Consider the following 24686-nt stretch of genomic DNA (forward strand, 5'->3'; position numbering starts at 1 on the left):
CTATGCATCCTGTCCTGAAACTGATCCAAACCCGCGCCCAGGTGACCAGCGTTGCCGGGCATACGCCGCTGGTGCTCGATTCGCCGCACAGCGGCACTGTGTACCCCGAGGACTTCCGGCCCGTGTGCGACCTGGCCACGCTGCGCCGGGCCGAAGACACGCACGTCGAAAAGCTCTACGCCTTTGCGCCCGCCATGGGCGTGGCGTGGATCGAGGCGCACTTTCCGCGCAGCTACCTGGACGCCAACCGCGACACCACCGAACTGGACACCACCCTGCTCGACGGCCCGTGGACCGAGCCGCTGTCGGACGACCCGCGCGTGCTTTCCAAGGTGCGGCTCGGCAAGGGATTGATCTGGAAGCTCACCGACGAAGGCCTGCCCATCTACGACCGGCTGCTGAGCGTGGACGAGGTGCGCGGACGCATCGACCACTGCTGGCGGCCGTATCACGCCGCGGTGGCCCGGGCCATCGACGACGCGCATGCGCGGCACGGCTACAGCATTCACATCAACTGCCATTCGATGCCGGCCATCGCGGGCAGCCATGCCACGGACTTTCCGGGCCTTGCGCATGCGGACTTCGTGATCGGCGACCGCGACGGCAGCACCGCCGATCCGGCGCTGTCGCACAAGATCTGCGAGCACCTGCGCGAGCGAGGCTACAGCGTGGACTACAACCACCCTTACAAAGGCGTGGAACTGGTGCGCCGGCATGGCCGGCCGGCGGAAAACCGGCACAGCATCCAGGTCGAGATCAATCGCAAGCTCTACATGGACGAGGCCACACTGGCGCTCGACGAAGCGGGCGCGGCGCGGCTGCAGGAGCACCTGAAGTCGCTGGTCGAGATGCTGCTGGCCACCGATCCGCGCAAGGGCTGAACACCCCTGCGCGTGCGGCCCCCGCGTGCATCCCATGCGGGGTGCGTGTTGTTACAGCGACTTGACGAGCCCCACGCCTATAGTGGGCCAAGTCAAACCTCTTGGAGATTCTGTGAAGCCATTCATTGCAGCTGTTCTTGCCATTGCGATGGGCGCCCTGGTAGCGGGCTGCGCCGGCACGGGGTCGGCCGGCAGCAGTGATCGCGCCGCGTCATCATCGGGCAGCGGCGTCACGGTGTTCGGCACTATCGACGCCGGCGTCAGCGGCAGCACCAACCGTTCCGAACGGCGCTAGCCGGCCCTCTTCGGCCGACGTTCGGTCGGCGTTCGGTCAGCGCCTCAGCAGCGCCTGGCGCAGCACGCGCGCCGCACGGTCGCGAATGCGGCCCTGCCCCGCGTTCGGCGTGGTGGTGCGAGGCGCCACCTTTGCTGTGGCACAGGCCCACAGGAAGTCGTGCAGGATGGGCGTGTCGTCGACCGTCTCGGTGCTGCCGTACTTGTGGAACTCGGGGTGCCACTGCGTGGCCGCGATATAGCTGCGGCCGCGCTCGGGCCGGCGCCGGATGGCCTCGGGCACGCGGTCGGGCAGGCTCCAGGCCTCGATCTCGAAACCCGGTGCAAGGTCTTTCACCCCCTGATGGTGAATGCTGTTGACCCGCGCCTTCTTCACCTCGGGGTAGAGCTTGGACAGGCGCGTGCCGTCCACGATTTCGATATCGTGGAAGTTCTGGTCGTAGGTCACCGGGTCGCGGTGCCGCACGGCCTCGGGATGATGGTGCTGCGCCTCGATGTCCTGGTACAGCGTGCCGCCGAAGGCGACGTTGATCAGCTGCAGCCCGCGGCACACGCCGAAGATGGGCTTGCCGGCCTGCTCGAAGGCTTCGACCAGCGCCAGGTCGTACAGGTCGCGAATGCGGTCGCCCACCCACGCGTCCTTGAGCGGCACCTCGCCGTAGCTGCCGGGCCACACGTCGGCGCCTCCGTGCATCACCACGCCGTCGAGCCATTCGGCGTAGTGCGAGAGCTTGGTGTCGCCGCGCGCGGTTTCGCCCGTGGGGCAAGGCACCATCACCACCATGGCGCCGGCCGACATGAGCCAATGCGCGATCGATTGCTCGACGTACTGCAGCGTCTTGTTGGTGAACAGCGAGCGCGCCGGGTCCGCGTGGGAAAAGCAGGCGGACAGGCCGATCTTCAGCCGGGCGGAAACGGGTTGTGGCATCGCGGTGCTGGCAGCGGGTGCAGTGCGAAAAGGAAAGTCCATTTTGGCGCTTTGGCCTCTCGCACGGGGTCGGACGACACGCCAAGTATGCTTTCAACGCCGCCACGACCAAGAAGGAAGACAAAGCCATGAAGACGATCAAGGGCCCGGCCATTTTTTTGGCCCAGTTCGCGGGAGACAAAGCCCCGTTCAACTCGCTCGACGCCATTGCCGGCTGGGCCGCCGGCCTGGGCTACAAGGGCGTGCAGATTCCCAGCTGGGATGCGCGCCTGTTCGATCTGAAGAAAGCCGCCGAGAGCAAGACCTACTGCGACGAGGTCAAGGGCACGCTTGCCGCGCACGGCATCGAGATCACCGAACTGTCGACCCACCTGCAAGGCCAGCTGGTCGCGGTGCATCCGGCCTACGACGCGGGCTTCGACGGCTTTGCGGCGCCCGAGGTGCGCGGCAACCCGGTGCGGCGCCAGCAGTGGGCCGTGGAGCAACTGCACTTCGCGGCCAAGGCCTCGGCCAACCTGGGCCTCACGGCGCACGCCACCTTCTCGGGTGCGCTGGCCTGGCCGTACCTCTATTCGTGGCCGCCGCGCCCGCCAGGGCTCATCGAAGAAGCCTTCGACGAACTCGCGCGCCGCTGGAGGCCGATCCTCGATGCCTTCGATGCGGCGGGCGTGGACGTGGGCTATGAAATCCATCCCGGCGAAGACCTGCACGACGGGGTGAGCTACGAGATGTTCTTGGAGCGCGTGAAGAACCATCCGCGCGCCTGCCTGCTGTACGACCCGAGCCATTTCATGCTGCAGCAGCTCGATTACCTGGCCTACATCGACCACTACCATGAGCGCATCAAGATCTTTCACGTGAAGGACGCGGAGTTCAACCCGACCGGCAAGCAAGGCGTGTACGGCGGCTTCCAGAGCTGGATCAACCGCGCGGGCCGCTTCCGTTCGCTGGGCGACGGGCAGGTCGACTTCGGCGCCATCTTCTCGAAGATGGCGCAGTACGACTTTCCGGGCTGGGCGGTGCTCGAGTGGGAGTGCTGCATCAAGCATCCCGAAGACGGCGCACGCGAGGGCGCTGCCTTCATTGCCGATCACATCATCCGCGTGGCCGAGCGGGCGTTCGACGACTTTGCGGCCGGCGGCGTGGATGTGGCCGCAAACAAGCGGATGCTCGGTATCGCCTGAAGCTCTTTAGCTACATTTTTGATAGCGTCAGACGTACCGGCGGCGGGCACCGACAGTTAATTCATGCAATCGTTGTTTTTAAGACAAGCAACTGTCATGCCCCGCGGGCTATAATGTCGGGTTCGTTTCGATACCACGACGAAGCACTTTTCGTCACTCCGCCGGCTGACCTGTACCGTCCCTTGGATTTTTCAGGCCTCTTTCTTTCAAGCCGGCTTCACAGTGTGTTGGAGCGCCAGACCGGGCGCCCATGATTGCCACCACTGCCTTCGTTCTTGTTGAAGCGAATAGCGCGTCCGCCGCGCCGTTCTGGCCGGCCCACGCCCGTTTTCAATTATTTTTTCGGCATTTTGCGCACACTTTCCGCGCAGCGTGCCAAGGCTTCATGGACATCATTCAACACAGTATCGCGGTGGGCAAGTACCTTGTTTCTCCGCTCATTCGCCACCAGGACGACGGCAAGTACGCCGCATCCGTCTCGATCCGCTCCGGCCGGGGCAGCGGCATGCACGACCGCGTGATGCGTTTCACGCCGCGCTTTGCCAGCCACGCCGCCGCGGTGCGCTATGCCGTCGACGAGGGCCTCTGCTGGGTGCGCGAAAGCAGCAGCCCCCGCAGCGTTGCCCCGCTCGCGCTTTCGTGCGCAGGCTGAAACAATTACGCCCATCTTCATATCCAACACACATCGAACGAGTCAGAGGTAATCACACATGCCCAAGGAAGAACTGATCGAAATGAACGGCGCAGTGACCGAAGTCCTGCCCGACTCGCGCTACCGCGTAACGCTCGACAACGGCCATCAGCTGATCGCCTACAGCGGCGGCAAGATGCGCAAGCACCACATCCGCATCCTGGCGGGTGACAAGGTGTCGCTCGAGCTCTCGCCCTACGACCTGACCAAGGGCCGTATCACCTTCCGCCACCTGGAGCGCCGCGGCCCACCGCCGACGAACTCCGGCAACAACAACGCACCTCGCCGCTGATCCGCGACGGACGAAGGGCCTTGCGGCACCCCGCGAAGGGTGCTGGCAAGGCCTTTGTTTTTCCGGGTCCGGCTGCCGCACGATGACCACGACCAATTCCACAGCCGGCGGCTCCCCAGCCCAGGCCCAGGCCGACCACGGCTTTGCCACGCTGGCGCTCTCGCCCCAGATGCTGGCCAACCTCACGCAGCTCGGCTACACGCAGATGACGGCCATCCAGGCCGCCGCGCTGCCGCCGGCACTGCTCGGCAAGGACCTGATCGCCCAGGCAAAAACCGGCAGCGGCAAGACCGCCGCCTTTGCCCTGGCGCTGCTCTCCAACCTGAACCCGCGCCGCTTTGCCATCCAGGCGATGGTGCTGTGCCCCACGCGCGAGCTGGCCGACCAGGTCACGACCGAAATCCGCCGCCTGGCGCGCGCCGAAGAAAACATCAAGGTGGTCACGCTCTGCGGCGGCGTTGCGCTGCGCGGGCAAATTGCCAGCCTGGAGCACGGCGCCCACATCGTGGTGGGCACGCCGGGCCGCATCATGGACCACCTGGAGCGCGAGAACCTGAACCTCGAGGCGCTCAACACCCTGGTGCTCGACGAAGCCGACCGCATGCTCGACATGGGCTTTTTCGAGGACATCGTGAAGGTGGCGCGCCAGTGCCCGAAAGAGCGCCAGACGCTGCTGTTCTCGGCCACCTACCCCGAAGGTATCGCCAAGCTCGCTCAGCAGTTCATGAAGAGCCCCGAGCAGATCACGGTGCAGGCGCAGCATGAAGGCAGCAAGATCCGCCAGCGCTGGTACCAGGTGAAGGAGAGCGAACGGCTGCACGCCGTGAGCCTGCTGCTCGATCATTTCCGCCCCGTGAGCACGCTGGCCTTCTGCAACACCAAGCAGCAGTGCCGCGACCTGGTCGAGGTGCTGCAGGCCCAGGGCTTCAGCGCGCTGGCGCTGTTCGGCGAACTGGAGCAGCGCGAGCGTGACCAGGTGCTGGTGCAGTTTGCCAACCGCAGCTGCTCGGTGCTGGTGGCCACCGACGTGGCCGCGCGCGGGCTGGACATTGCTCAGCTCGAAGCGGTGATCAACGTCGACGTGACGCCCGATTCCGAAATTCACATCCACCGCGTCGGCCGCACCGGCCGGGTGGGCCAGCAGGGCGGCGCCGAGGGCCTTGCGCTCAACCTGGCCAGCATGGACGAGATGGGCAGCGTCGGCAAGATCGAGCAGCTGCAGGGCCGCGAATCCGAATGGCACGACCTGGCCGAGCTCACGCCCGGCAATGGCGAGCCGATGCGCCCGCCCATGGCCACGCTGCAGATCGTGGGCGGCCGAAAAGAAAAGATCCGCGCCGGCGACGTGCTGGGCGCGCTCACCGGCGACTGCGGCTACACCAAGGAGCAGGTCGGCAAGATCAACGTCAATGAGTTCTCGACGTACGTGGCCGTGGAGCGCGGCATTGCCGCCGAAGCGGCGCGCAAGCTCTCGAGCGGCCGCGTGAAGGGCAAGAGCGTGAAAGTGCGCCTGCTGGAACTCTGAAAGAAACCCTGTCATGCCCGTTGCTTCGGCTTCTGGCAGGCAAAATCCCCGCTGTGGCCTAATTGAGCCTCGAACATCACTTTTTTACCCGAGCTTTTCATGCCCAAGAAAATTCGTACCGAAGCCGACCGCGTTGCCACCCCGAAGCCGACGCCCCTGCCCGGCTACGCCGTGCCCAGGTCCGGTGGCGGCCAGAAGGTCAGCCTGGAACGCGGCACCGCCACGCGCAGCAAGAAGAACCCCGGCAAGCGCGCCAAGAAGGGCGGCTGATCCAGCAGCCCCCGCCGGCTCGCAAGGGCCACGACGAACGCGCCCCCGGGCGCGTTTTGTCATTGGGGCAGCCACAGGTGCACGCGCGATGTCCGACGACAACCAGATCTTCATTCCGCCCTCGTTCTTCGCGGTGTACAGCGACGCGCGCCAGCGCCTGCTGGAGCCCATCGGTGTGGTGCGGGAGCGCTACGAGATCTGTGAAGACCTGGCCAACCATCTCGTGGGCCACGCGCAGATCCAGCACCACACCGAGGTGCCGGTCGAAAGCGAGATCCTGCGGCGCATCCACGCCGGGCTGGCCACCCCGGAATCCGGCGTGTCGCCCGCCGAGGCCGGCTGGATCGTGCAGCGGCTGGCCGAACTGCTGGGCTGGCCCGGGCCGGAGCCTGAACAGGCCGGCAACTAGCTCGCCGCATCGAACCGAATGACGAGCCGAACCACCGACGTCCTGCTCACCGCGGCCGCGCCCGCCATCTGGGGCAGCACCTACATCGTCACCACCGAGCTCCTGCCGGCCAACTACCCGCTGACGGTGGCGCTGCTGCGCGCATTGCCGGCGGGGCTGCTGCTGCTACTGATCGTCCGCCGGCTGCCTGAACGCGCCTGGTGGGGCCGCATCTTCGTGCTGGGGGCGCTGAACTTCTCGATCCTCTGGGCGATGCTGTTCGTCGCGGCGTATCGCCTGCCGGGTGGGGTCGCGGCAACGATCACGTCGGTACAGCCGCTCTTCGTGGTGTTTCTTGCGAGCTTCTTCCTCGGGTCGGCGGTGCGCGCACTTTCGGTGGCGGCGGCGGTCGTCGGCATCGGCGGGGTGGCGCTGCTGGTGCTCACGCCCGATGCCGCGCTGGATGCGCTCGGCATTGCCGCGGCCTTTGCCGCCGCGGTGTCGATGGCCTTCGGCACGGTGCTGAGCCGCCGCTGGCAGCCGCCGGTTTCCGCACTGACCTTCACCGCTTGGCAACTGACCGCGGGCGGGCTGCTCCTGCTGCCGGTGGCGCTGTGGCTGGAGCCACCGCTGCCGGCGCTCAGCGCGGCAAACTGGATCGGCTTTGCCTGGCTCGGCCTGGTGGGTGCCGCGCTGACCTACATCGTCTGGTTCCGCGGCGTGGCCCGGCTGGAATCGTCGGCGGTCGCGCCGCTGACTTTCCTGAGCCCCGTCACCGCCGTGATCCTGGGCTGGGCGCTGCTCGGGCAGAGCCTGTCGGTACCGCAGATCGTGGGCATCGTCGTCGTGATCGCAAGCATCTGGCTCAGCCAGCATGCGCAGCGCGGTGCGCCGCAGGTACTGGCAAGGCCCGCAGCGCGCTAGGCCGGCTGGGCCGAGGCCGCGCGCTTCAGCAGGCTCAGGTAGCCGGGCTGCACTTCCATGCGCGCGGTCGCGCCGCGTCGCTGCAGCAGCCGGTGCGCCTTCGGCAGGCTCCAGCAGGGCAGATTCGTGAACATGTGGTGTTCGCAGTGGTAGTTGACCCAGTAGGGCGCGACCAGCGCGCGCTCGAGCCAGCCGGCATGCGTGGTGCGCGCCTGGCGCAGCGGATCGGCCTCGTTCTGCGCCACCAGCGCATGCTCGGCGATGTTGCGCACGCGGCTCACGAGCGGCAGCCAGGTGGCCATGGGCAGCAGCCACATCAGCAGCCAGGCCCACCAGAAGCCCGCCAGTGCAAATGCCAGGAAGCCGAGGCCGTTGCCCACCAGAAAGCGCCGGTCCTTCGCGAGCTCGCGCGCCAAGACCTTGAGCGCCGATTCACCCGGCGCGCGATTCCGGATGCCTTCGGCGATATGGCCGAAGCGCTGCTTGTAGAAGGTCTGGCCGCTCAGGTCGCGCACGACCTTGCGCCACATCGACGCACGCGTGATGGGGAAGGGCGCCGACAGCACCAGGTCCGGGTCTTCGGTCTGCTGCACGAAGCGGTGGTGCTGCAGGTGATACGGCCGGTAGTCGCGCAGCGTGGACGAGCACAGCCAGTAGGCCACCCAGTCGTTGACCTTGCGGTTGCGGTGCAATCCCGCGTGCGCGGCGTCGTGCATGAGGATGAAGAGCCCCAGCTGCCGCGCGCCAACGATCGGCACCATGAACGGCACAGTCCAGGGCCACGCGATGCCCACGAGCATCGCGGCGCCGATGACACCCCAGCAATGCGCAACCAGCCACAGCCCCTTCCATGAGGAACGGCTGGTGAGCGACTGCCACTCTTCAGCAGTGAAGAAGTCTTCGGGTTGCGCGCGGGGTGCGACGGCCATCGGGCCAGTATGCGCCGGGGGCCTCGGCAGATCACGCGTAGTTCCCCGGTGTCGGGCGCGAGGCCCTTCGGCCTACTTGTCGATGATCTTCCGGGCGAAAAGCTCGAGGTAATCCATGAGCCGGTTGGCGCCCGCGACGGCCGCGGCCTCGTCGCCGGTCGCAATGCCCTGCGCCAGTTCGAGGTGCGCATTGGCGCCTTCGACGATCTCGCCTTCATGCTGGTAGGCGTACCAGAAGCGCCGGCACTGCACGATGAGCGGAACCACCGCCTTCACCGCCGAATCGTTGTGGCTCGCCTGGTGATTGACGAGGTCGAGCGCCCGGTCGGCCTGCATGTAGTCGTTCAGGTCGCCGCGATGGGCCGCCTCGACCATCACCTCGGCGCAGCGCACGATCTCCTTGCGCTGCAGCGCGGTGGCGCGGCGCGCCGAGCACGCCGCAATCAGCAGTTCGAGCACGCGCCGGGTCTGGATCACGTCGAGGTGGTCGGCCAGGTCGATGGTCGACACCAGCAAGCCGCGGCGCGGCTGCTGCACGATGAGGCCGATCGACACCATGCGCATCAGCGCCTCTCGCACGGGCGTGCGGCCGAGGCCGGTGCGCTCGGCCAAATCGGCTTCGACCACTTGGCTGCCGGGCTCCAGCTGCATGGTGGAAAGCAGCGTCTCGATCGCGTCGTAGGCGAGGTCGGCGGCCCGTCGCTTGGGCTGGGGGCGGGAGACGGTCTTCGGAGGGGCCATGGTTTTTTTCTTCTGGAGCTGCTTCGGTTTCATTGTCGGTCCACATCGTTTCCGTGGGCCGCAAGGCCTGCAAGAGTTGCGATGCGCGCCGGCGAAAGCGGTGGCCGCGGTGCGGGCGACGTCCAGCCGAACAGGAACTGCGCCGCATCGCCGCACACGCGGCCCTGGCAGGCGCCCATGCCGCAGCGGCGATGCAGCTTGGCGTCGGTCCAGCCGCTGCAGCCGGCGAGCGCGGAAAGCGGCACGTCTTCGCAGCGGCACACGAGGGTGTCGGGCTGCGGTATCTGGCGGATCTCGGCGGACAACGCAAAGCTGCGGTTCAGCTGCGAGGCAACGGCATTCCATCGGGCGCGTTCGTGTTCATGCTGCTCTGCGGCGCGTTCGTTGCCGACCGCTGCGAGCCCGGCGATGCTGCCCTGCGCAAGGGCGCGCTCGCTGCCGCCGAAGCCGGTGCATTCGCCGGCCGCAAAGACGCCTGGCAGGCTGGTGCGCTGCAAGGCATCGACCGCCAGTGCCCGCGCACCGCCGCCTTCGGGCGTGAGAGCACAGCCGAGCATCTGGCCGAGTTGCGTGTTGGGCGTGAGGCCGAAGCCGCACGCCACGCGATCGCATTCGATCTGAACTTCGCGCCCGCCCTGGCGGAGCTTTGCGGATTCGACCTGGCCATTGCCCTGGACGGAGACGATGCGCGACGAGGTGCGGTATTGCGCATCGCCCAGCGCCAAGGCTTGAACAGCCTTGCCCGGCCAGCGCAGAAGGTTGACGGCAAACCCCGCCACCGCCGCGAGCGAGGCCTGCTCGGCGATGCGCACGACCTTTGCGCCCGCGGCGCGCGCGGTGGCTGCGGCTGCGAGCAGCAAAGGTCCGCTGCCCGCAACGACGATGCGTTCGCCCTCGACAGGCAAGCCCGCCTTGATGAGCGCCTGCAAGCCGCCCGCGCCCGTGACGCCCGGCAGCGTCCAGCCCGGAAAGGGCAGCAGCAACTCGCGCGCGCCGGTGCAGAGAATCAGCTTCTTCCATTGCATGCGCCAGCCGCGCACGGCGTCTTCGAGCAGCAGTTCGTTGTGCGCAGGCGCAGCGATCACGCGCGTACCGCCGCACACGCGGATGTTGGCGTGGCGCTCGAGCGCCTCGCGCCACTTGCGCGCGGCGGGTGGCAGTGCGGCGCCGGGACCGTCGCGCCAGATCTGGCCGCCAGGCGCGGGGTTGTCGTCGATCACGACGACGGATGCGCCGCTGGGCGCCGCCGCCACCGCCGCGGCCATGCCGGCAGGGCCCGCGCCGACGATCAACAGATCGCAATGCTCCAGGGCCAAGATGGTCATGCCGTGGTCTCCACCTGCATGCCTTCGGCGCAGACCGTCTGGCAGGCCAGCATGCGGCGTCCGTCGACCCGCACGCGGCACTCCTGGCACACGCCCATGCCGCAGAACGGGGCGCGCGGCTGGCCGGTAACGGAGGTGCGCGCAGTGCCCGTGCCGCCGGCGACGCGCAATGCCGCAGCCACTGAGCTGCCCGCCTTCACGCGGACCAGGCGGCCATCGATATGCAGCTGGGTGGTGCCGATCATGCTGGTTCCAGCAGGCCGCGCGGCGCATAGGGCGCCGCGTCGAATTCGGGATTGGCGCCGTTCATCAACGCCGCGAGCAGATGTGCGCTGCCCGGCGCGGTCGTCACGCCCAGGCCTTCGTGGCCGACCGCGAGCCAGAGCTTCTCGCGCCACGGATGCTTGCCTAGAAGGGGCAGCCCGTCGGGCGTGGCAGCGCGCATGCCGGTCCACGAGCGCACGGCGGTGAGGTCCGCAAGGCCCGGCAGGTACTCGAGCGTGCGTTGCAGCATACGCGCGAGCATCGGCGCCTCGACGGCCGGGTCGGTAGTGTCGAACTGGCGCGAGGAACCGATCAGCAGTTGCCCCGTCGGGCGCGGCTGCACGTTGAAGGCGACCGAATCTCCGTCGCTGTGGTGCGCGCTGGTGACATAGCCGAGCTCGACAAGCTGGTGATGCACGGTGCCCGGATAGCGGTCGGTAATCAGCAGGTGGCCTTTCTTGGGTCGGATCGGCAGTTCGGGGCACAGCGTGGTGGCCTCGATGCCGTTGGCGAGCACGATCTGCGGCGCGGTGCGGCGGCTGCCGTCAACGAGCCGCAGCGTGCCGTCGCCTTCAATCTCATCGACCTTCGCATGTTCGACTCGGACCGAATCTCCACCCTGCGCGAGCAGCCAGCGCGCTGCATTGGGCGCATACAGAATGCCGTCGCCAGGCACTTCCAGCGCGCCTGCAAGGCCGTTGCGCAGCGCTGGCTCTGCGCGCGCCAGTACGACCCCATCGAGCAGGCGGCTTTCGATGCCGTGCGTCCGCAGCCGCTGCTGCTTGCGTTCGGCCTCCGCCATTTCTTCTTCGTTCGCGGCAATCCACAGAGTGCCGCAGGCGCTGTATGCGCAGTCTTCGCTCATGCGCGGCGCCAGGGCGCGCCATTGCGCGGTCGAATGGCTGCTCAGTGCGAGTTCGGCCGGGTTGTCATCCATCACCACCAGGTGCCCCATGCCGGCGCCTGTGGCCCCGCCGATGCGCGCGTCGAGCACCAGCACGCGTCGGCCGGTTTGTGCCAGCGCATGCGCGCAAGCGGCACCGACGATGCCGGCACCTATGACGATGACCTCGGCGTGCACAGCCTATTGCACTTCGCGGAACACCGCGGAACCGGCTTTGCCGGGCCGCTGGTGTTGCCCCCGGTAGGGGGTTGGCGTAGCGACACGACGTGCGCGAAGACTGGGGACGAGCTTCATATCCGGATGCCCCACCCGAAAGGATCGTTGTCGTCGATCAGCAGCGTGGCTTCGGCACTGATGTGCGCACGGCCGCGCAGGGTTGGAATGACCTTGCCGTCTTCCACCGTGTAGCTGGCTTCGAAGCGGCTGCCGATCACGCTGGCCTGCGTCCACACCTCGCCCGGCGCGAGCTTGCCGTCGGCCGCGAGGCAGGCAATTTTGGCGCTGGTGCCGGTGCCGCATGGCGAGCGGTCGTAGGCGTTGCCGGGGCAGAGCACGAAGTTGCGGCTGTCCGCGCCTGCATCGTCATCGGCAAAGAGTTCGATGTGGTCGATCTCCGCGCCTTCCGCCCCCGTGATGCCCTGCGCAGCGAGCGCTTTGCGAAGTGACTCGGTGTAGCCGGTCAGCGCGGCGAGGTTGTCGCTGGCCACGCGCTGGCCGTGATCGCTCACCAGGAAGAACCAGTTGCCGCCCCACGCCACATCGCCATGCACAGTGCCGTGCCCCGGAAGCTCGACGGCCACCTGGTGAAGATGCCGGTAGGCAGGCACGTTGCGCACACTCACCGAACCATCGGCATGCAGCGTGGTCGTGACGGTGCCCACGGGCGTTTCGATGCGGTGCTCGCCCACGTCGATGTGCCCCATGTGCGCGAGGCTGGCCACCAAGCCGATGGTGCCGTGGCCGCACATGCCGAGGTAGCCGGTGTTGTTGAAGAAGATCACGCCGGCCGCTGCATCCCTGGACACGGGTTCGCACAGCAGCGCACCCACCACCACGTCGCTGCCGCGCGGCTCGAGCACCGTGGCGGCGCGCCACTTGTCGTGCCGCTCGGCCAGCAGCGCGCGGCGCTCGGCCATGCTGCCGCCACCCAGGTCGGGAAACCCGCCGGTTACCAAGCGCGTGGGCTCGCCGCCCGTGTGCGAATCGACGATCTGGATGCGCTGCATGTCTTCCTTCGGCTCAGTAGCTGGCCAGGGGAACGGGCGCTGCGTTCTTGAAGGTGTACACCGTGATCGGCGCCTGCTTCATGTTGCCCTGCTCGTCGTAGGCGTAGGTTGCGGCCACGCCCTTGTAGGTGGTCTTGTAGAGCTCGGCGCCCACCTTGTCGGGATCGATGGAGTTGGCCTTCTGCATCGATTCGCCGATGAACATCACCTGGTCGTAGTACGAGGCCGCATAGGCGTCCGCGTCGACGTTGAAGCGCTTCTTGAACTTGGCCTTGAACGCCGGGCCGCTCTGCGCCTTTTCAAGGATGGAGCCGCCTTGCGCGCAGAACACCAGGTCGTTGACCGCGTCGCCGCCCAGCTTGCCGGTGGCCGGGCTGCACACCGTGTCGCCGCCCAGCAGCTTGCCGGGCACGGCAAGCTGCTTCATCTGGCGCGCCATGGGGGCGGCCTGCGGCGCGTAGCCGCCGAAGAAGATGGCTTCGGGCGCCTTGGACTTCATGTTGGTGAGGATGGCGGTGAAGTCCACGGCCTTGTCGGTGGTGAACTCCTGGCCGACGATGGTGAGGCCCTGCTTCTTCGCCTCCTTGGTGAACTCTTCCGCAAGGCCCTGGCCGAAGGCGGTGCGGTCGTCGATCACGCCCACCTTGGTGACCTTGAGCACCTTGGCCGCATACACGGCCATGCTGGAGCCGATCTGGTTGTCGCTCGCGATGATGCGGTACAGGTTCTTGTAGCCGCCCTGCGTGACCTTCGGGTTGGTGCCCACGGTGGAGACCATGGTGCCGCCGCTGGCGTAGATACGCGAAGCCGGAATGGCCACGCCCGAGCAGTACGGGCCCATGACGTACTTGACGCCATCGTCCACGAACTTCTGCGCAACGCTCACACCGGTCTTGGCGTCGCACTGGTCGTCTTCGGACACCAGCTCGAACTTCAGCGTCTTGCCCCCGGCGGTGATCTTCTTCGCGTTGAGTTCTTCAATCGCAAGGCGCACGCCGTTTTCGTTGTCCTTGCCCGCGAACGCATTGGGACCGGAGAGAGGACCGCTGTGGCCGATCTTGACGACCTGCTCTTGCGCACCGGCGTGGCCTGCGAGGGTGAGGGCGGCCAGGCCCACGAGGCCGATGAACGGAACCATGCCTACTTTTGTCTTCATGCTTCTTCCTAGGTTGGGGAACGACGAAAAGACCGGTTATTACATAACCGACTGGTACTGCACAGGCCGCGTTGCCAGCGCCTTCTTCACGATTGCCTCGACCGCCGCGCGCTCCTCGCCGATGAGCGGCAGCCGCGGGCGGCGCATGTGTTCGCTGCCCACGCCCACCAGTGCGTCGATCAGCTTCAGGTTCTGCACCAGCTTGGTCGACACGTCCAGGTGCAGCATCGGCGTCATCCACTGATAGAGCTTCAGGGCCTCGGCAAACTTGCCGGCCTTCATCAGGTCGTACAGCGCCACCGTTTCGCGCGGGAATGCGCAACCAACGCCGGCCAGCAGGCCGTCGCAGCCCAGCGCCAGCCCTTCGTACGCCAAGTCGTCCACGCCCAGGAACAGCTGGTAGCGGTCGCCCACCGTGTTGCGCAGGTCCGTGATGCGGCGGATGTTGTCCGTGCTCTCCTTGATGGCCGCGATCCATTCGCAGTCCGCCAGCTCCACCATGTGCTCTGGCTTCAGGTCCACGCGGTAGGCCACCGGGTTGTTGTAGACCATGATGGATTTTTGCGCCGCATTGGCGATGGTGCGCACGTTCAGCATTGCCTCGCGCGCATCGGCCACGTAGATCACCGACGGCATCACCATGAAGCCCGCCACGCCCAGCTTGTTGGCTCCGTCCACATACCGCAGCGCTTCGCGCGTGCTGGTTTCAGACACATTCGCCAGCACCGGAATGCGGCCGTCCGCGGCTTCGAGCGCAATCTTGGCGACCTGCAGCTTTTCTTCCAGCGTGAGCGTGCTTGCCTCGCCCAGCGAACCGCAGGTGACCAGGCCATGGATGCCGTTGCGGATCTGGAAATCGATGTGGCGGGCGGTGCCTTCGGCATCGATGCTCTCGTCGGCGTGGAACTTGGTGGTGATGGCGGGGAAGATGCCTTGCCAGCGGGGATTGGTCACGTGAATCGCTCCTGGGTTGTGCGACGGCAAACGGTCGCCGCTTAAATATATTAATAATATATCTTCAGGATATGCGTAGAGCAAGCGCTCTTTTTGGCGGGGTTCGGCGTGCGCACGCGCCGACGGGGAACATTCGCGGAGGGGAGCACCCGGTGGCCTTTGCACCCGCCCTGAACAAGCGGCGCTCCAAACGACAGCAGGCCTCAGTCGATCTTCGCCCCAGAAGCCTTCACCACCGCCCCCATCGCATCCCAATCCGCGCGCAGCAACTTCTGAAACTCCTCGGCGCTCTGCGTGCGGGGCTCCACGCCCAGGCGCTTGAAGCGCTCCTGGATCACCGGATCGGCCAGCACCTTGTTGGTGGCCGCGTTCAGGCGCTCGACCTCGGCCTTGGGCGTACCGGCAGGTGCGAGCAGGCCGATCCATGAATCGAAGGCGTAGCCCGGCAGCCCGCTCTCGGCCACGGTCGGCAGGCTGGGCAGGAACGGGCTGCGCGCCTTGCCGGTGGACGCGAGCAGCTTCATGCGCGGGTCCGCCTGGAAACCCATCACGCCGATGCTCGAGGAGATGACCGCCTGCACGCGCCCCGCGAGCACTTCGTTCACCGCCTCGCCCGTGGACTTGGTCGGGATGTGCGTCATCTCCAGCCCCGCCTTGGCGAGGAAAGACGCCATTGCAAGATGCGTGGCGCTGCCGTTGCCGGCCGAGGCGTAGTTGTACTTGCCCGGGTTGGCCTTCACCTCCTTGATGAAGTCGGCCGTGCTCGACACGTTGAGCCCGCTCGCCACCGCCAGCACATAGCCCGCGTTGCCGATGTTGGCCACGCCCACGAAATCCTTCAGCGGGTCGTACGAGAGCTTGCTGTACAGAAAGCCGGCGATGTTGTGGCTCGCGGCGGCGAGCACCAGCGTGTTGCCGTCCGCCGGCGCCTTGGCCACGGCCGCCGCGCCCACGGTGCCGCCCGCGCCCGCGCGGTTCTCGACAACGGCGCTGGCATTGAGTGCCGCGCCAAGCTCGGCATTGAAGGCGCGCGCCACGGTGTCTTGCACCGCACCGGTGCCGAAGGGCACGACGATGTGGATCACGCGCTGTTGCGCGTGAACGGGTGCGAGGGCACCCACGGCCATGGCAGCTGCAAGGGCAGCGAGCGAACGTCGGGTGAACAGGGTCGGGGTCATTAGGGTGGCCGCTTTCATCATCGTTGGCAGTAAAAAATCAGGCGCCCGACGGCAGCCAGCGCTGTACCAGCTTCACGAAGTAGCTGGCGCCGATCGGAATGATCTCGTCGTTGAAGTCGAACGAGGTGTTGTGGATGATGCAAGGGCCGGGCCCGTGGCCGTCGAGCCGATGGTCGCCGTCGCCATTGCCCAGGAAGGCGTAGCAGCCGGGCCGCGCAAGCAGCATGTGCGCAAAGTCCTCGGCGCCCATCACGGCAGGAAAGTTGTCGGTCACCATGTCGTCGCCCACCACCTCGCGCATCACGCCGGCGGCAAAGCGCGCCTCGGCCGCGTGGTTGACCACCGGCGGCGAAGAGCGGTTGAAGAAAACCTCCGCCGTACAGCCATGCGCCGCGGCCACGCCGGCGGCCACTTCACGCAGGCGCGCCTCGATCTTGTCGATGGCTTCGATCGAAAAGGTGCGGATGGTGCCGCCGACCGTGGCCACGTCGGGAATCACGTTGGGCGCATCCGAACCCTGCAGCTGCGTGACCGCGAGCAGGGCACGCTCGGTGCTCGGAATGGTGCGCGGCACGATGGTCTGCAGCTGCTGCGCCAGCGTGACCACCGCGGCCACCGGGTCGATGCCGGTGTGCGGCATCGAGGCGTGCGTGCCGCGCCCACGCACGGTGATCTTGTAGGTATTGCTCGAGGCCATCAGCGCGCCTTCGTTGAGCGCGAAGCGGCCGACGTCGCCCACCGGAAAGTTGTGCAGCGCAAAGACGGCGTCGCACGGAAAGCGGTCGAACAGGCCGTCCTGGATCATCTTCTTGGCGCCGGCCTTGCCCATCTCTTCGGCCGGCTGGAAGATGAAATGCACCGTGCCATCGAAATCATTTGGCCCCTGCTGCGACAGGTGCCAGGCCGCGGCCAGCAACATGGTGGTGTGGCCGTCATGGCCGCAGGCGTGCATGCGGCCGGCATGCGTGGACTTGTGGGCGAACTCGTTGGCCTCGTTCAGAGGCAGCGCATCCATGTCGGCGCGCAGGCCGATGGTGCGCGAGCTGGTGCCCTTGCGCAGCACGCCCACAAGGCCGGTGCCGGCAATGCCGCGGTGCACCTCGATGCCCCATTCGGCGAGCAGGCTCGCCACCTTTTCGGAGGTGCGGTGCTCTTCGAAACCGAGTTCAGGGTGGGCGTGAATGTCGCGTCGGATGTCGACGAAGCGGGAGACGTTGGCGGCGAAGGAATCGACGATGTTCATGAGGATGGGGGCTGCAGCGGAGTCGTTCGGAGCGAACGATTCTGGCGCAGCTGCCCATCGAGCGCACGCTGGTTTGCGCTACACAAGCACAACCAGCGGGCGCGAACACAGGCTCAGGCGAGCCGGCCTTCCTGCCGCAACCGCGCACCGATGCGGCGGATCTCGGCGTCGCCCTGGTCCAGTGCGGCCTTGCTCGTATGCACCGAGTAGTGGCCCATCACCAGTTCATGCGGATGCTTCACGGCCGAGCCCAACACGAAAGACGTGTCGCCGCGCGCCACGAAGTCGATGGCCGCGCCGGACTCTTCGAACACCGCCAGCTCGCCCGTGCCGATGGGTTCGCCGCCGGTACCCGTGCCGAGGCGGCCCGCGCTCACCGCCACCCAGCCTACGGTGTGGCCGGCGGGCGGCGTGTAGCGCCAATGCTCGCCGTCCTTCAGCTGAACGGCCAGGTAGTTCATCGGCGCCGGTGCCGGAATGGGGCTTTGCGCTGCGCCGTAGCGGCCGAGCAGCACGCGCGCCGGGCCTTCCTTCGGCACCTGCGAGGGCGCGAGATAGATGCTCTGGGCAGGCGCGTTTTCTTCCGCAGCCGGCAAGGCCACCCAGAGCTGGAAGCCTTGCACGCGCTTGGTGCCGGGCGCGGGCGCGCCGTCGTGCCATACGCCGTTGCCGGCGCGCATCCACTCGACCCCACCGGCCCGCAGCACGCCCTGCTCGCCGGTCGTGTCTTCGTACAGCGTGTCGCCTTCGATCAGCCAGGTGAGCGTTGCAATGCCCGAGTGCGGGTGCATGCCGAAGCCCTTGTGGTCGCCCGTGGTGTCGAAACCGAAGAGGTCCAGGAACACGAACGGCTTCAGAAACTCGCCCAGGTCGCCCGGGCTCATGAGCCGGACGATCGGCCCGTGCTGCGAGCCGAACGTGCGGTAGACGATGGCGCGGGCCGCGGTGGCGGCAGGGGTAATGGCGGTTGCGGCGGTCATGCGGCCTCCCTGGCTGTCTTCAGCGCCTTGGCCCACCACGCGAGGTCGTCGAGCATGCCGTTGGCGGCCTGCGCCAGGTGCGGAAAGTCGTCGAAGGTCTTGCCCTGCTGCCAGATGCCGAGAAACTCGACCATGCCGATGTGCACCGCGTTGCGAACCGGCGCCATCTGCATCTCGACCGCGACAAGCCGCAGCTGCTCCACGGCACGTGCAGCGCCCACGCCGCCGTAGCCCACGAAGGCGATCGGCTTGCGGATGAACTCCTTGTAGGCCCAGTCGATGGCGTTCTTCAGCACCGCGCTCGGGCCGTGGTTGTATTCGGGCGTGACGACGATGAGCCCGTCGAGTGTGTCGAGCTTGGCGGCCCACCGTTGCGCGGCTTCGTTCTTTACCGGGCCCCAGGCCGGCGCGCCCGCTTCGTTGAAAAAGGGCAGCGGATGGTCGCGCAGGTCGATCAGTTCGAACGACAGATCGGTGCGCTGCCTGGCCAGTTCGTAAATCCAATGCGCGGGCTTTTCGCCGAAGCGGCCTTCGCGGGTCGAGCCGATGATGATTCCGATGCGGGGTGGTTGTTGTTGCGAGGTCATGGGTACAAGGTTAGGGTTGCACCCATTGATCGACTAGACGGCAGAATCGGATTTCACTCGTCCATTTGCAGAAGGAATTGCCGCCATGCTCGACCTCAACGACATCGCCATGTTCGTGCAGGTGGTGCGCCACGGCAGCTTTGCCGGGGCGGCGCGCCGGCTGGGCCTACCGCCCAACACGGTGAGTCGGCGCATCCAGCAACTGGAGGCCCAGCTGGGCACGCGGCTGATGCAGCGCTCCACCCGCAAGCTCACCCTCACCAGCGCGGGCCAGGCTTTTCACGAGCGCTGCGCGGGCGCCGTCGACGGGCTGGTCGAGGCCGGGCAAGAGCTGATGACCGGCAGCCGCGAGCCGAGTGGCCTGATCCGCGTGGCGGCAACGGCCGATTTCTTCGACTTCTTTCCCATGGAGTGGGTGGCCGACTTTCTGGCCGCGCATCCGCTGGTGCGCGTCGACTTCGTGCTCAGCGACGCCAAGGCCGACCTGATCGCCGAACAGATCGACATCGCGTTCCGCGGCGGCGAACTGCCGGATTCAGGCTATATCGCCCGCAAGCTCCTGAACGCCCTGACCGACGGCATGGTCGCCAGCCCCGCCTACCTTGCCGCGCGCGGTGCACCCGCCAACTTGCAAGACTTGGCGGCGAACCACGACTGCGTGACCTCGCCGCATCCCAGCGGCCGCACCATCTGGCGCATGGCGGGCCCTGACGGCGTGCAGGAAGAAGTGCAGGTCGCGGGCCGCTTCAGCGGCAACACCGCCCAGGCGCTGCGCAAGGCCGCAATCGCCGGACTGGGCGTCGCGCTGCTGCCGCCCACGATGGCCCGGATCGACGTTCGGGCCGGCCGGCTCGTGCCGGTGCTGCCGCAATACCAGCGCACGGGGCAGGGGCTGAGCGTGCTGTATCCGAGCCGCAAGCACCTGCCGCTGGCGGTGTCGGCGTTCATCGGCATGGTGACGAAGAAGCTGAGTGCGGAGGAGACGTTGCCGGAGATGCTGCGGGTGGCGAAGACCTAGCCTCACCGGCCGATCGATTTGCACAGAAAATGCCTTCATGAAAATCGAAAAAGACACCGTCGTCACCCTCAAGTACAAGGTCGCCGACGCCCAGGGCAAGCTCATCGAAGCCAGCCCCGAGCCGATGGCCTACCTGCATGGCGGGTACGAGAACACGCTGCCCAAGATCGAGGAAGCGCTCGATGGCAAGGAAAAGGGCTACCAGACCACGCTCAACCTTGCGCCTGAAGACGCCTTCGGCCTGCGCGACGAATCGCTGGTGCGCAGCATTCCCAAATCCGAGTTTCCGCCGGGCGTGAAGGTGGGCGGACAGCTGCAGGGGCGGCTCGACGACGGCACCGAGCACGTTTTCACGGTGATGAAGATCAAGGGCCCGGTGGTGCTGCTCGACGGCAACCATCCGTGGGCGGGCAAGGCGCTGAAGTTCAGCCTCCAGGTGACGGACGTGCGCGCCGCGCTGCCGGTGGAGATTGAGCATCGTCACGTGCATGGGGCGCACGGGCACCATCACTGATCCTTGATCGGATCATGGATTTCCCGAACGCCTCCAACATCTCCAGTGTTTTCAGCGTCGTCGCGCCTCTACTGATGGAGCGGCTTTCCTCTGGGTTGTGTGGTGCACCGAGTCGCGCCACGTGCTTTTAAGCCGCTTGTGGCAGTTGGTTCATGGGAAACAGGAAATCTCCGACCCACAGGTTCGCGCATTTGTTGATGAGCAAACGAGCCTTATCTCATTTCGCATGTTTGCCGGCGTGCCCGTTGCCAGTCTGAAGGAGGCGCATCAACTCATTGAATGGACGAAGCTGAACGGAGTGCAGATGCGCACGTTGAGCATCTGTGGAGAACTCTTTGATCCGGAGCTTCGTCAAGTTCGCGTCCATAAGCTGCCGTCGCGCTTTTCGCAAGCGTTGAAGCTGGCCCGATTTTTTTTCGTTGTCGCGATCGGTTGCGCATGTGTGATGAGCCTCTTCTCGTCTCAGTCGCTTCTCGTGCTGAAGGGTACGCAGCGGTATTTCTGGGCGAGCCCAACTCAGATGAAGCCGGCTTGGCCTCTCAATGTCGAGGCATTGAGAGCGGACGACTGCTCGCAAGCTGCAGGTGCGAATGCCATGCGCACGTCGTTCAGCGAACAGGAAGTCAACATTCTTTGCGGCGTGCTGAAGTCCGAGGGTACGGCCGAGTTCATGAAGAAGGCGTTGAGCGAGCAGCGATGGTCTCTGATCATGTTGATTGGGCTAGCCCTGTGGCTCTCGTGGATAGGCCTGTTTTCATGGGCAGCCGGATCCGCGGCTCACAGGTTGGCAAAGCGGGGGATTGACCCATCTCTGCAAGGTTCCCAGTTGAGTTTGGAGCTGGGCGACTAGCTACGCTTCTTCCAGAAGCGCCGCGCCTTCTCGATCTTGCCCAGCGCCTTGCGGCACGCCTTTGCGCCGGCCGCATGGCGCGCGCTGAACCAGCCGACTGCGAACCATGCGCGCGCATCGCGCTCGGCGGCTTCGCGGTAGAGCGCCATTGCCACGGCTTCGTCGTTGAACTCGCCCAGCGCGTCTTGCGCCGGGCGCAGCCGCTTGAGGTAGCGCTCGGCGGCTGAGTTTTTCCCGTCGCCCGCATCGGCGAAGAGCGGCGCCACGAATTCGGCCAGGTAGCGCAGGCGCTTGAGCCGCTTGCGGGTGCGATGCTGGTCTTCGGTGGGCAAGGACTCGAAGCGCTGGCCGTCTCGGACGACCTGCTTGTGCAAACGCTGGAGGCGCTTGCGCAAGAAGCGGCGGGCATCGCCGGCATCCAGCGGCGCCGGTTGCTCCTGCTGCTGCGCAGCTTCTCCGGCCTTCGGCGCTTCCGCGTGCGTCGTCGTGGCGGTAAAGCCGATGAGCGAAACCAGCACCGACTGGAATGCCGGAGCGCGCACGATGTCGCCGGCTGACTGCGCGCCCGCCGCGCTCGGGTCTCCCGCGAGCGGATCGAACTCCGGCGCGCCCGCGCTGCGCAATTGAGGCTGCGCCAGCTTCACGACCTGCTCGCGATCGCGCAGCGCGCCAAGGGCGCGAAAGGCTTCGACCAGGGGCGGCTCCCATGTGGCCGCGTCGAAAAGAGCCGCGGTCGCATCGAGGCCCGCGAGTTCGCGCAATGCGGTGCGCAGCCGGCGGATGCCGATGCGCAACTGGTGGATCTGTTCCTCATCTGTGCTGCCGGCCGCAATCTCGCTGGCGTTGGGCAGCATCTGGGCGAGGCAAGCCGCGACCACGGCTTGCTGGACGGTGCGGCCGTCGAGCTTGTTGTTTTTTTCATCGGCGAAACGGGGCGGCTCGGCCTTGACGGCCGGCACGAGCTCGAGCTTTGCCAGCAGGCGGGCGCCGCGTTCGGCCTTGGAAACGGTGCTGAACCACAGGCCATGCTGCTGCGACCAGCGGCGCGCGAGCGCCACCAAGCCCTGCACATCGCCCCGCTTGAGTTCGAGCTCCAGTTCGCACACCGGCGATTCGCGCTGCTCGGGCGTGCCTGTGTGGGCGACGACCTTGCCGACGTCGAGTGCCAGCTCCACCACGGCGGCATTGGCCCCCGTGGTGCGCACGTCGCGCGTGAGCCGCACGATGTCCGTCGATTGGCGCTCGACCAAGGCCGCGCCGCTCTCGGCCAGCACCTTGCCGAGCCGCTCGCCGACCGGCGTGCCCTGGTGGCGTTGCGGGTCGATCGTGGGCGATGCGCCGCCCGCCGCAGCGCCAAGATCGACGTTGTGTTCGAGCCGGTGCAAGGCGTTGTCGCCGGTGGCCTTGACGGTCTGCACCCAGCGCCGCCCTTCCTTGCGCAGGCGCAGCACGATGCCTTGCGCGGCCAGCGCCTGGTCGGCGGTGTCGAAATAGCGCGCCTGCAGCCGGGTGCGCACCACGGTGCCGCGCCGCATGGCCGCCTCGACGGCCTTCAGGCGCTCGGCGGGGATATGAAACTTGAACTCGATTTCCATGAGGGCCATGATGCCCGCTCTTTTCCGCTCGGAGCCACTTCCGGGCAGGCCAGGGATGCCCCGCGATTCCGGGCTTGAAAAAATATGTGGACACCGTCCATTTTCTTTGATATCTTTTGTGGACGGTGTACACAACACACCGGCAAACCACCCGATCCACTCTTCATCGACACAGGAAGACAACCATGGCCAACAAGCAAATCTTCGTGAACCTCCCCGTCAAGAACCTGGAAAAGTCCAAGGCATTCTTTGCCGCACTGGGCTACACCTTCAACGAGCAATTCACCGACGCCAACGCCGCGTGCATGGTGATCAACGAAGGCAGCATCCACGCCATGCTGCTGGTCGAAGACTTCTTCAAGACCTTTACCGACAAGAGCCTCACCGACACCAGCAAGAGCACCGAGGTGCTGCTGTGCCTGTCTTGCGAGAGCCGCGCCGAGGTCGACGAGATGGTGGCCAAGGCGGTGGCCGCGGGCGGCACGGTGCCGCGCGCGCCGCAGGACTACGGCTTCATGTACGGCCACGGCTTCCAGGACATCGACGGCCACCTGTGGGAGCTGAGCTTCATGGACCCGAACGCCGAGATGCCCCCGCAGTGAGGCACGGCTGAAAAGAACAAGAACGATGCCCATCGTTCCATATGCGCTCTTCACTGTTGCACGGAAGGCACCTTCCTTAAAGCACGTTCGCCCCGATATTCCGAAGAACAATGCTGCCGCGCGTTCCGCGGCGCGATCAACGGAAAGGAATATCGAGGTGTCCAGCAGCAACAACAGCAATGAAGAAGGCCGCAGCCCCGTGCTGCAGGTGAGCGCGCTCGGCTTTCCGTGGCAGACGATCGACCCGTTCCTGTTCTGCGTCTATCACGACGACGCTTATCCCAAGGCCAATGCGCAGATGGGGCCCGAGGCTGCGCTGGCGGACCGCCAGATCGGCCAGGACTTCAGCCGCAAGGACGGCTGGAGCATGTACCACGGCGAAACGGTGCCGGGCTTTCCATCGCATCCGCATCGCGGCTTCGAAACCGTGACCATCGTCCGCAAGGGGCTGGTCGATCATTCCGATTCACTCGGCGCCACCGCGCGCTTTGGCGGCGGCGACGTGCAGTGGCTCACGGCCGGCAAAGGCATCGTGCATTCGGAGATGTTTCCGCTGCTCGATGCGAACGCGCCCAACCCGTTGGAGCTGTTCCAGATCTGGCTCAACCTGCCCGCCAGGAGCAAGATGGCCGATCCGCATTTCACGATGTTCTGGTCGGAAGCGATTCCGCGCTTTGCGTCCGACGATGCGAACGGCGGCCGCACCGAGGTCGCGATCATCGCGGGCCGCTTCGGAGATGCAGCGGGCAACGGCAACGCACCGGAGCCGATCGCCCCGCTTGCGCCGCCGCCCGATTCATGGGCTGCGCAGGCCGATGCCGACGTGGCGATCTGGACGCTGAAGATGACGCCCGGCGCGCAGTGGACGCTGCCCGCCGCAACCGGCGAGGGCACGCGGCGCATGCTGTACTTCTTCAAGGGCGCCGTAGCGCACGTAGCGGGACAGCGCATTGAAGGCCCGGCCGCCATCGAGCTGCGTGCCGATACGGCGGTGGAGTTGATCAACGGCAACGACGAGGCCAGCGAATTCCTGCTGCTGCAAGGCCGTCCCATCGCAGAGCCGGTGGTGCAGTACGGGCCCTTCGTAATGAACACGCAGGCGGAGATCAGCCAGACGCTGGCCGATTACCGTCGCACACAATTTGGCGGCTGGCCGTGGAGCGACCCGGCGCCGGTGCATGGCCGCGATGAGGCGCGATTTGCGCGGCACCCGGGTGGGCGCGAAGAGAAGCCGAAGGCTTGA

General features: G+C 66.4%; 27 protein-coding genes and 1 pseudogene. 14 read left to right on the forward strand and 14 right to left on the reverse strand.

Annotated elements, in window-relative coordinates; genetic code table 11:
* Positions 1-2 precede the first annotated feature (2 nt).
* On the forward strand, positions 3-881 hold the full coding sequence (locus V9L20_RS15460; protein ID WP_337297268.1) for an N-formylglutamate amidohydrolase: 879 nt from the start codon (positions 3-5) through the stop codon (positions 879-881).
* Positions 882-993: 112 nt separating this feature from the next.
* Positions 994-1176, forward strand: coding sequence for a hypothetical protein (locus V9L20_RS15465; protein WP_126749621.1), 183 nt, complete (start codon positions 994-996; stop codon positions 1174-1176).
* Between the two features lie 36 nt (positions 1177-1212).
* On the opposite strand, the gene V9L20_RS15470 is transcribed toward V9L20_RS15465, so the two are convergent.
* Entirely contained in the window at positions 1213-2103 is an 891-nt protein-coding gene (locus V9L20_RS15470) for a gamma-glutamyl-gamma-aminobutyrate hydrolase family protein (RefSeq protein WP_258503029.1), read from the reverse strand.
* 128 nt (positions 2104-2231) lie between these two features.
* On the opposite strand from V9L20_RS15470, the gene V9L20_RS15475 reads away from it, so the two are divergent.
* The 7 genes from V9L20_RS15475 to V9L20_RS15505 all read left to right on the forward strand — a co-directional run bounded on the left by V9L20_RS15475 (position 2232) and on the right by V9L20_RS15505 (position 7377).
* Positions 2232-3287 (forward strand): sugar phosphate isomerase/epimerase family protein, encoded by a 1056-nt coding sequence (locus tag V9L20_RS15475; RefSeq protein ID WP_337297269.1) that lies wholly within the window; start codon positions 2232-2234, stop codon positions 3285-3287.
* Between the two features lie 385 nt (positions 3288-3672).
* Entirely contained in the window at positions 3673-3939 is a 267-nt protein-coding gene (locus tag V9L20_RS15480) for a hypothetical protein (protein WP_126749632.1), read from the forward strand.
* A 58-nt stretch (positions 3940-3997) separates the two neighbouring features.
* Entirely contained in the window at positions 3998-4270 is a 273-nt protein-coding gene (gene infA / locus V9L20_RS15485; RefSeq protein WP_015867950.1) for a translation initiation factor IF-1, read from the forward strand.
* Positions 4271-4352: 82 nt separating this feature from the next.
* Positions 4353-5795: an ATP-dependent RNA helicase DbpA gene (gene dbpA, locus V9L20_RS15490; RefSeq protein ID WP_258503032.1), complete on the forward strand. Its 1443-nt coding sequence runs from the start codon at positions 4353-4355 to the stop codon at positions 5793-5795.
* A 99-nt stretch (positions 5796-5894) separates the two neighbouring features.
* Positions 5895-6065 (forward strand): hypothetical protein, encoded by a 171-nt coding sequence (locus tag V9L20_RS15495; protein ID WP_165442121.1) that lies wholly within the window; start codon positions 5895-5897, stop codon positions 6063-6065.
* Between the two features lie 88 nt (positions 6066-6153).
* On the forward strand, positions 6154-6474 hold the full coding sequence (locus V9L20_RS15500) for a hypothetical protein (protein ID WP_258503036.1): 321 nt from the start codon (positions 6154-6156) through the stop codon (positions 6472-6474).
* Positions 6475-6492: 18 nt separating this feature from the next.
* A complete protein-coding gene (locus tag V9L20_RS15505) occupies positions 6493-7377 on the forward strand; it encodes an EamA family transporter (RefSeq protein WP_337297270.1) in 885 nt (294 codons plus the stop codon).
* On the opposite strand, the gene V9L20_RS15510 is transcribed toward V9L20_RS15505, so the two are convergent.
* The 12 genes from V9L20_RS15510 to V9L20_RS15565 all read right to left on the reverse strand — a co-directional run bounded on the left by V9L20_RS15510 (position 7374) and on the right by V9L20_RS15565 (position 18864).
* The gene (locus tag V9L20_RS15510; protein ID WP_337297271.1) at positions 7374-8306 is read right to left on the reverse strand and encodes a fatty acid desaturase family protein; all 933 of its coding nucleotides are present in this window, start codon (positions 8304-8306) and stop codon (positions 7374-7376) included. The genes V9L20_RS15505 and V9L20_RS15510 overlap by 4 nt on opposite strands.
* A 72-nt stretch (positions 8307-8378) precedes the next feature.
* Positions 8379-9047: a GntR family transcriptional regulator gene (locus V9L20_RS15515; protein ID WP_337297272.1), complete on the reverse strand. Its 669-nt coding sequence runs from the start codon at positions 9045-9047 to the stop codon at positions 8379-8381.
* A 29-nt stretch (positions 9048-9076) separates the two neighbouring features.
* Entirely contained in the window at positions 9077-10372 is a 1296-nt protein-coding gene (locus V9L20_RS15520) for an FAD/NAD(P)-binding oxidoreductase (RefSeq protein WP_337297273.1), read from the reverse strand.
* Positions 10369-10617 carry a (2Fe-2S)-binding protein gene (locus tag V9L20_RS15525; protein ID WP_258503044.1) on the reverse strand — a complete coding sequence of 83 codons (249 nt, stop codon included), beginning with the start codon at positions 10615-10617 and terminating at the stop codon, positions 10369-10371. The genes V9L20_RS15520 and V9L20_RS15525 overlap by 4 nt, the downstream gene beginning before the upstream one ends.
* Complete coding sequence (locus tag V9L20_RS15530; protein WP_337297274.1) at positions 10614-11717, reverse strand: NAD(P)/FAD-dependent oxidoreductase; 1104 nt, start codon at positions 11715-11717, stop codon at positions 10614-10616. Before V9L20_RS15530 ends, V9L20_RS15525 begins: the two co-directional genes overlap by 4 nt.
* A gap of 113 nt (positions 11718-11830) precedes the next feature.
* A complete protein-coding gene (locus V9L20_RS15535) occupies positions 11831-12766 on the reverse strand; it encodes a 4-hydroxyproline epimerase (protein WP_337297275.1) in 936 nt (311 codons plus the stop codon).
* A 13-nt stretch (positions 12767-12779) separates the two neighbouring features.
* A complete protein-coding gene (locus V9L20_RS15540) occupies positions 12780-13922 on the reverse strand; it encodes a branched-chain amino acid ABC transporter substrate-binding protein (RefSeq protein ID WP_337297276.1) in 1143 nt (380 codons plus the stop codon).
* A gap of 39 nt (positions 13923-13961) precedes the next feature.
* Positions 13962-14876: a dihydrodipicolinate synthase family protein gene (locus tag V9L20_RS15545; RefSeq protein ID WP_337297277.1), complete on the reverse strand. Its 915-nt coding sequence runs from the start codon at positions 14874-14876 to the stop codon at positions 13962-13964.
* 203 nt (positions 14877-15079) lie between these two features.
* Complete coding sequence (locus tag V9L20_RS15550; protein WP_443098590.1) at positions 15080-16054, reverse strand: tripartite tricarboxylate transporter substrate-binding protein; 975 nt, start codon at positions 16052-16054, stop codon at positions 15080-15082.
* Positions 16055-16091: 37 nt separating this feature from the next.
* Positions 16092-17297, reverse strand: coding sequence for a M20 aminoacylase family protein (locus V9L20_RS15555; protein WP_337297278.1), 1206 nt, complete (start codon positions 17295-17297; stop codon positions 16092-16094).
* Positions 17298-17410: 113 nt separating this feature from the next.
* Positions 17411-18277, reverse strand: coding sequence for a pirin family protein (locus V9L20_RS15560; RefSeq protein WP_337297279.1), 867 nt, complete (start codon positions 18275-18277; stop codon positions 17411-17413).
* Positions 18274-18864: an NADPH-dependent FMN reductase gene (locus V9L20_RS15565; RefSeq protein ID WP_337297280.1), complete on the reverse strand. Its 591-nt coding sequence runs from the start codon at positions 18862-18864 to the stop codon at positions 18274-18276. The genes V9L20_RS15560 and V9L20_RS15565 overlap by 4 nt, the downstream gene beginning before the upstream one ends.
* Before the next feature lie 85 nt (positions 18865-18949).
* Between V9L20_RS15565 and V9L20_RS15570 the strand changes: the two genes are divergently transcribed.
* The 3 genes and pseudogenes from V9L20_RS15570 to V9L20_RS15580 all read left to right on the forward strand — a co-directional run.
* The gene (locus V9L20_RS15570; protein ID WP_258503055.1) at positions 18950-19882 is read left to right on the forward strand and encodes a LysR family transcriptional regulator; all 933 of its coding nucleotides are present in this window, start codon (positions 18950-18952) and stop codon (positions 19880-19882) included.
* 37 nt (positions 19883-19919) lie between these two features.
* A complete protein-coding gene (locus tag V9L20_RS15575) occupies positions 19920-20396 on the forward strand; it encodes an FKBP-type peptidyl-prolyl cis-trans isomerase (protein WP_337297281.1) in 477 nt (158 codons plus the stop codon).
* A gap of 88 nt (positions 20397-20484) precedes the next feature.
* Positions 20485-21246, forward strand: a pseudogene (locus V9L20_RS15580) (DUF6216 family protein); the annotation flags it as partial.
* Here V9L20_RS15580 and V9L20_RS15585 read toward each other — a convergent pair.
* Positions 21243-22850, reverse strand: a complete 1608-nt coding sequence (locus V9L20_RS15585; protein WP_337297282.1) for a CYTH and CHAD domain-containing protein — start codon at positions 22848-22850, stop codon at positions 21243-21245. The pseudogene V9L20_RS15580 and the gene V9L20_RS15585 overlap by 4 nt on opposite strands.
* A 176-nt stretch (positions 22851-23026) precedes the next feature.
* Here V9L20_RS15585 and V9L20_RS15590 point away from each other — a divergent pair, with 176 nt between their 5' ends.
* Positions 23027-23443 carry a VOC family protein gene (locus tag V9L20_RS15590; RefSeq protein ID WP_157616471.1) on the forward strand — a complete coding sequence of 139 codons (417 nt, stop codon included), beginning with the start codon at positions 23027-23029 and terminating at the stop codon, positions 23441-23443.
* Between the two features lie 25 nt (positions 23444-23468).
* Complete coding sequence (locus V9L20_RS15595; protein ID WP_337297283.1) at positions 23469-24686, forward strand: pirin family protein; 1218 nt, start codon at positions 23469-23471, stop codon at positions 24684-24686.

It is taken from the genome of Variovorax sp. CCNWLW225 (genome assembly GCF_037204045.1).
Lineage (GTDB): Bacteria > Pseudomonadota > Gammaproteobacteria > Burkholderiales > Burkholderiaceae_C > Variovorax.

Coding starts and splice junctions, on each gene's coding strand:
- V9L20_RS15460 (WP_337297268.1), top strand. CDS start 3: ATGCATCCTGTCCTGAAACTGATCCAAACCCGCGCCCAGGTGACCAGC.
- V9L20_RS15470 (WP_258503029.1), bottom strand. CDS start 2,103: ATGCCACAACCCGTTTCCGCCCGGCTGAAGATCGGCCTGTCCGCCTGC.
- V9L20_RS15475 (WP_337297269.1), top strand. CDS start 2,232: ATGAAGACGATCAAGGGCCCGGCCATTTTTTTGGCCCAGTTCGCGGGA.
- V9L20_RS15480 (WP_126749632.1), top strand. CDS start 3,673: ATGGACATCATTCAACACAGTATCGCGGTGGGCAAGTACCTTGTTTCT.
- infA (WP_015867950.1), top strand. CDS start 3,998: ATGCCCAAGGAAGAACTGATCGAAATGAACGGCGCAGTGACCGAAGTC.
- dbpA (WP_258503032.1), top strand. CDS start 4,353: ATGACCACGACCAATTCCACAGCCGGCGGCTCCCCAGCCCAGGCCCAG.
- V9L20_RS15495 (WP_165442121.1), top strand. CDS start 5,895: ATGCCCAAGAAAATTCGTACCGAAGCCGACCGCGTTGCCACCCCGAAG.
- V9L20_RS15500 (WP_258503036.1), top strand. CDS start 6,154: ATGTCCGACGACAACCAGATCTTCATTCCGCCCTCGTTCTTCGCGGTG.
- V9L20_RS15505 (WP_337297270.1), top strand. CDS start 6,493: ATGACGAGCCGAACCACCGACGTCCTGCTCACCGCGGCCGCGCCCGCC.
- V9L20_RS15510 (WP_337297271.1), bottom strand. CDS start 8,306: ATGGCCGTCGCACCCCGCGCGCAACCCGAAGACTTCTTCACTGCTGAA.
- V9L20_RS15515 (WP_337297272.1), bottom strand. CDS start 9,047: ATGGCCCCTCCGAAGACCGTCTCCCGCCCCCAGCCCAAGCGACGGGCC.
- V9L20_RS15520 (WP_337297273.1), bottom strand. CDS start 10,372: ATGACCATCTTGGCCCTGGAGCATTGCGATCTGTTGATCGTCGGCGCG.
- V9L20_RS15525 (WP_258503044.1), bottom strand. CDS start 10,617: ATGATCGGCACCACCCAGCTGCATATCGATGGCCGCCTGGTCCGCGTG.
- V9L20_RS15535 (WP_337297275.1), bottom strand. CDS start 12,766: ATGCAGCGCATCCAGATCGTCGATTCGCACACGGGCGGCGAGCCCACG.
- V9L20_RS15540 (WP_337297276.1), bottom strand. CDS start 13,922: ATGAAGACAAAAGTAGGCATGGTTCCGTTCATCGGCCTCGTGGGCCTG.
- V9L20_RS15550 (WP_443098590.1), bottom strand. CDS start 16,054: ATGACCCCGACCCTGTTCACCCGACGTTCGCTCGCTGCCCTTGCAGCT.
- V9L20_RS15555 (WP_337297278.1), bottom strand. CDS start 17,297: ATGAACATCGTCGATTCCTTCGCCGCCAACGTCTCCCGCTTCGTCGAC.
- V9L20_RS15560 (WP_337297279.1), bottom strand. CDS start 18,277: ATGACCGCCGCAACCGCCATTACCCCTGCCGCCACCGCGGCCCGCGCC.
- V9L20_RS15565 (WP_337297280.1), bottom strand. CDS start 18,864: ATGACCTCGCAACAACAACCACCCCGCATCGGAATCATCATCGGCTCG.
- V9L20_RS15570 (WP_258503055.1), top strand. CDS start 18,950: ATGCTCGACCTCAACGACATCGCCATGTTCGTGCAGGTGGTGCGCCAC.
- V9L20_RS15575 (WP_337297281.1), top strand. CDS start 19,920: ATGAAAATCGAAAAAGACACCGTCGTCACCCTCAAGTACAAGGTCGCC.
- V9L20_RS15585 (WP_337297282.1), bottom strand. CDS start 22,850: ATGGCCCTCATGGAAATCGAGTTCAAGTTTCATATCCCCGCCGAGCGC.
- V9L20_RS15590 (WP_157616471.1), top strand. CDS start 23,027: ATGGCCAACAAGCAAATCTTCGTGAACCTCCCCGTCAAGAACCTGGAA.
- V9L20_RS15595 (WP_337297283.1), top strand. CDS start 23,469: ATGCCCATCGTTCCATATGCGCTCTTCACTGTTGCACGGAAGGCACCT.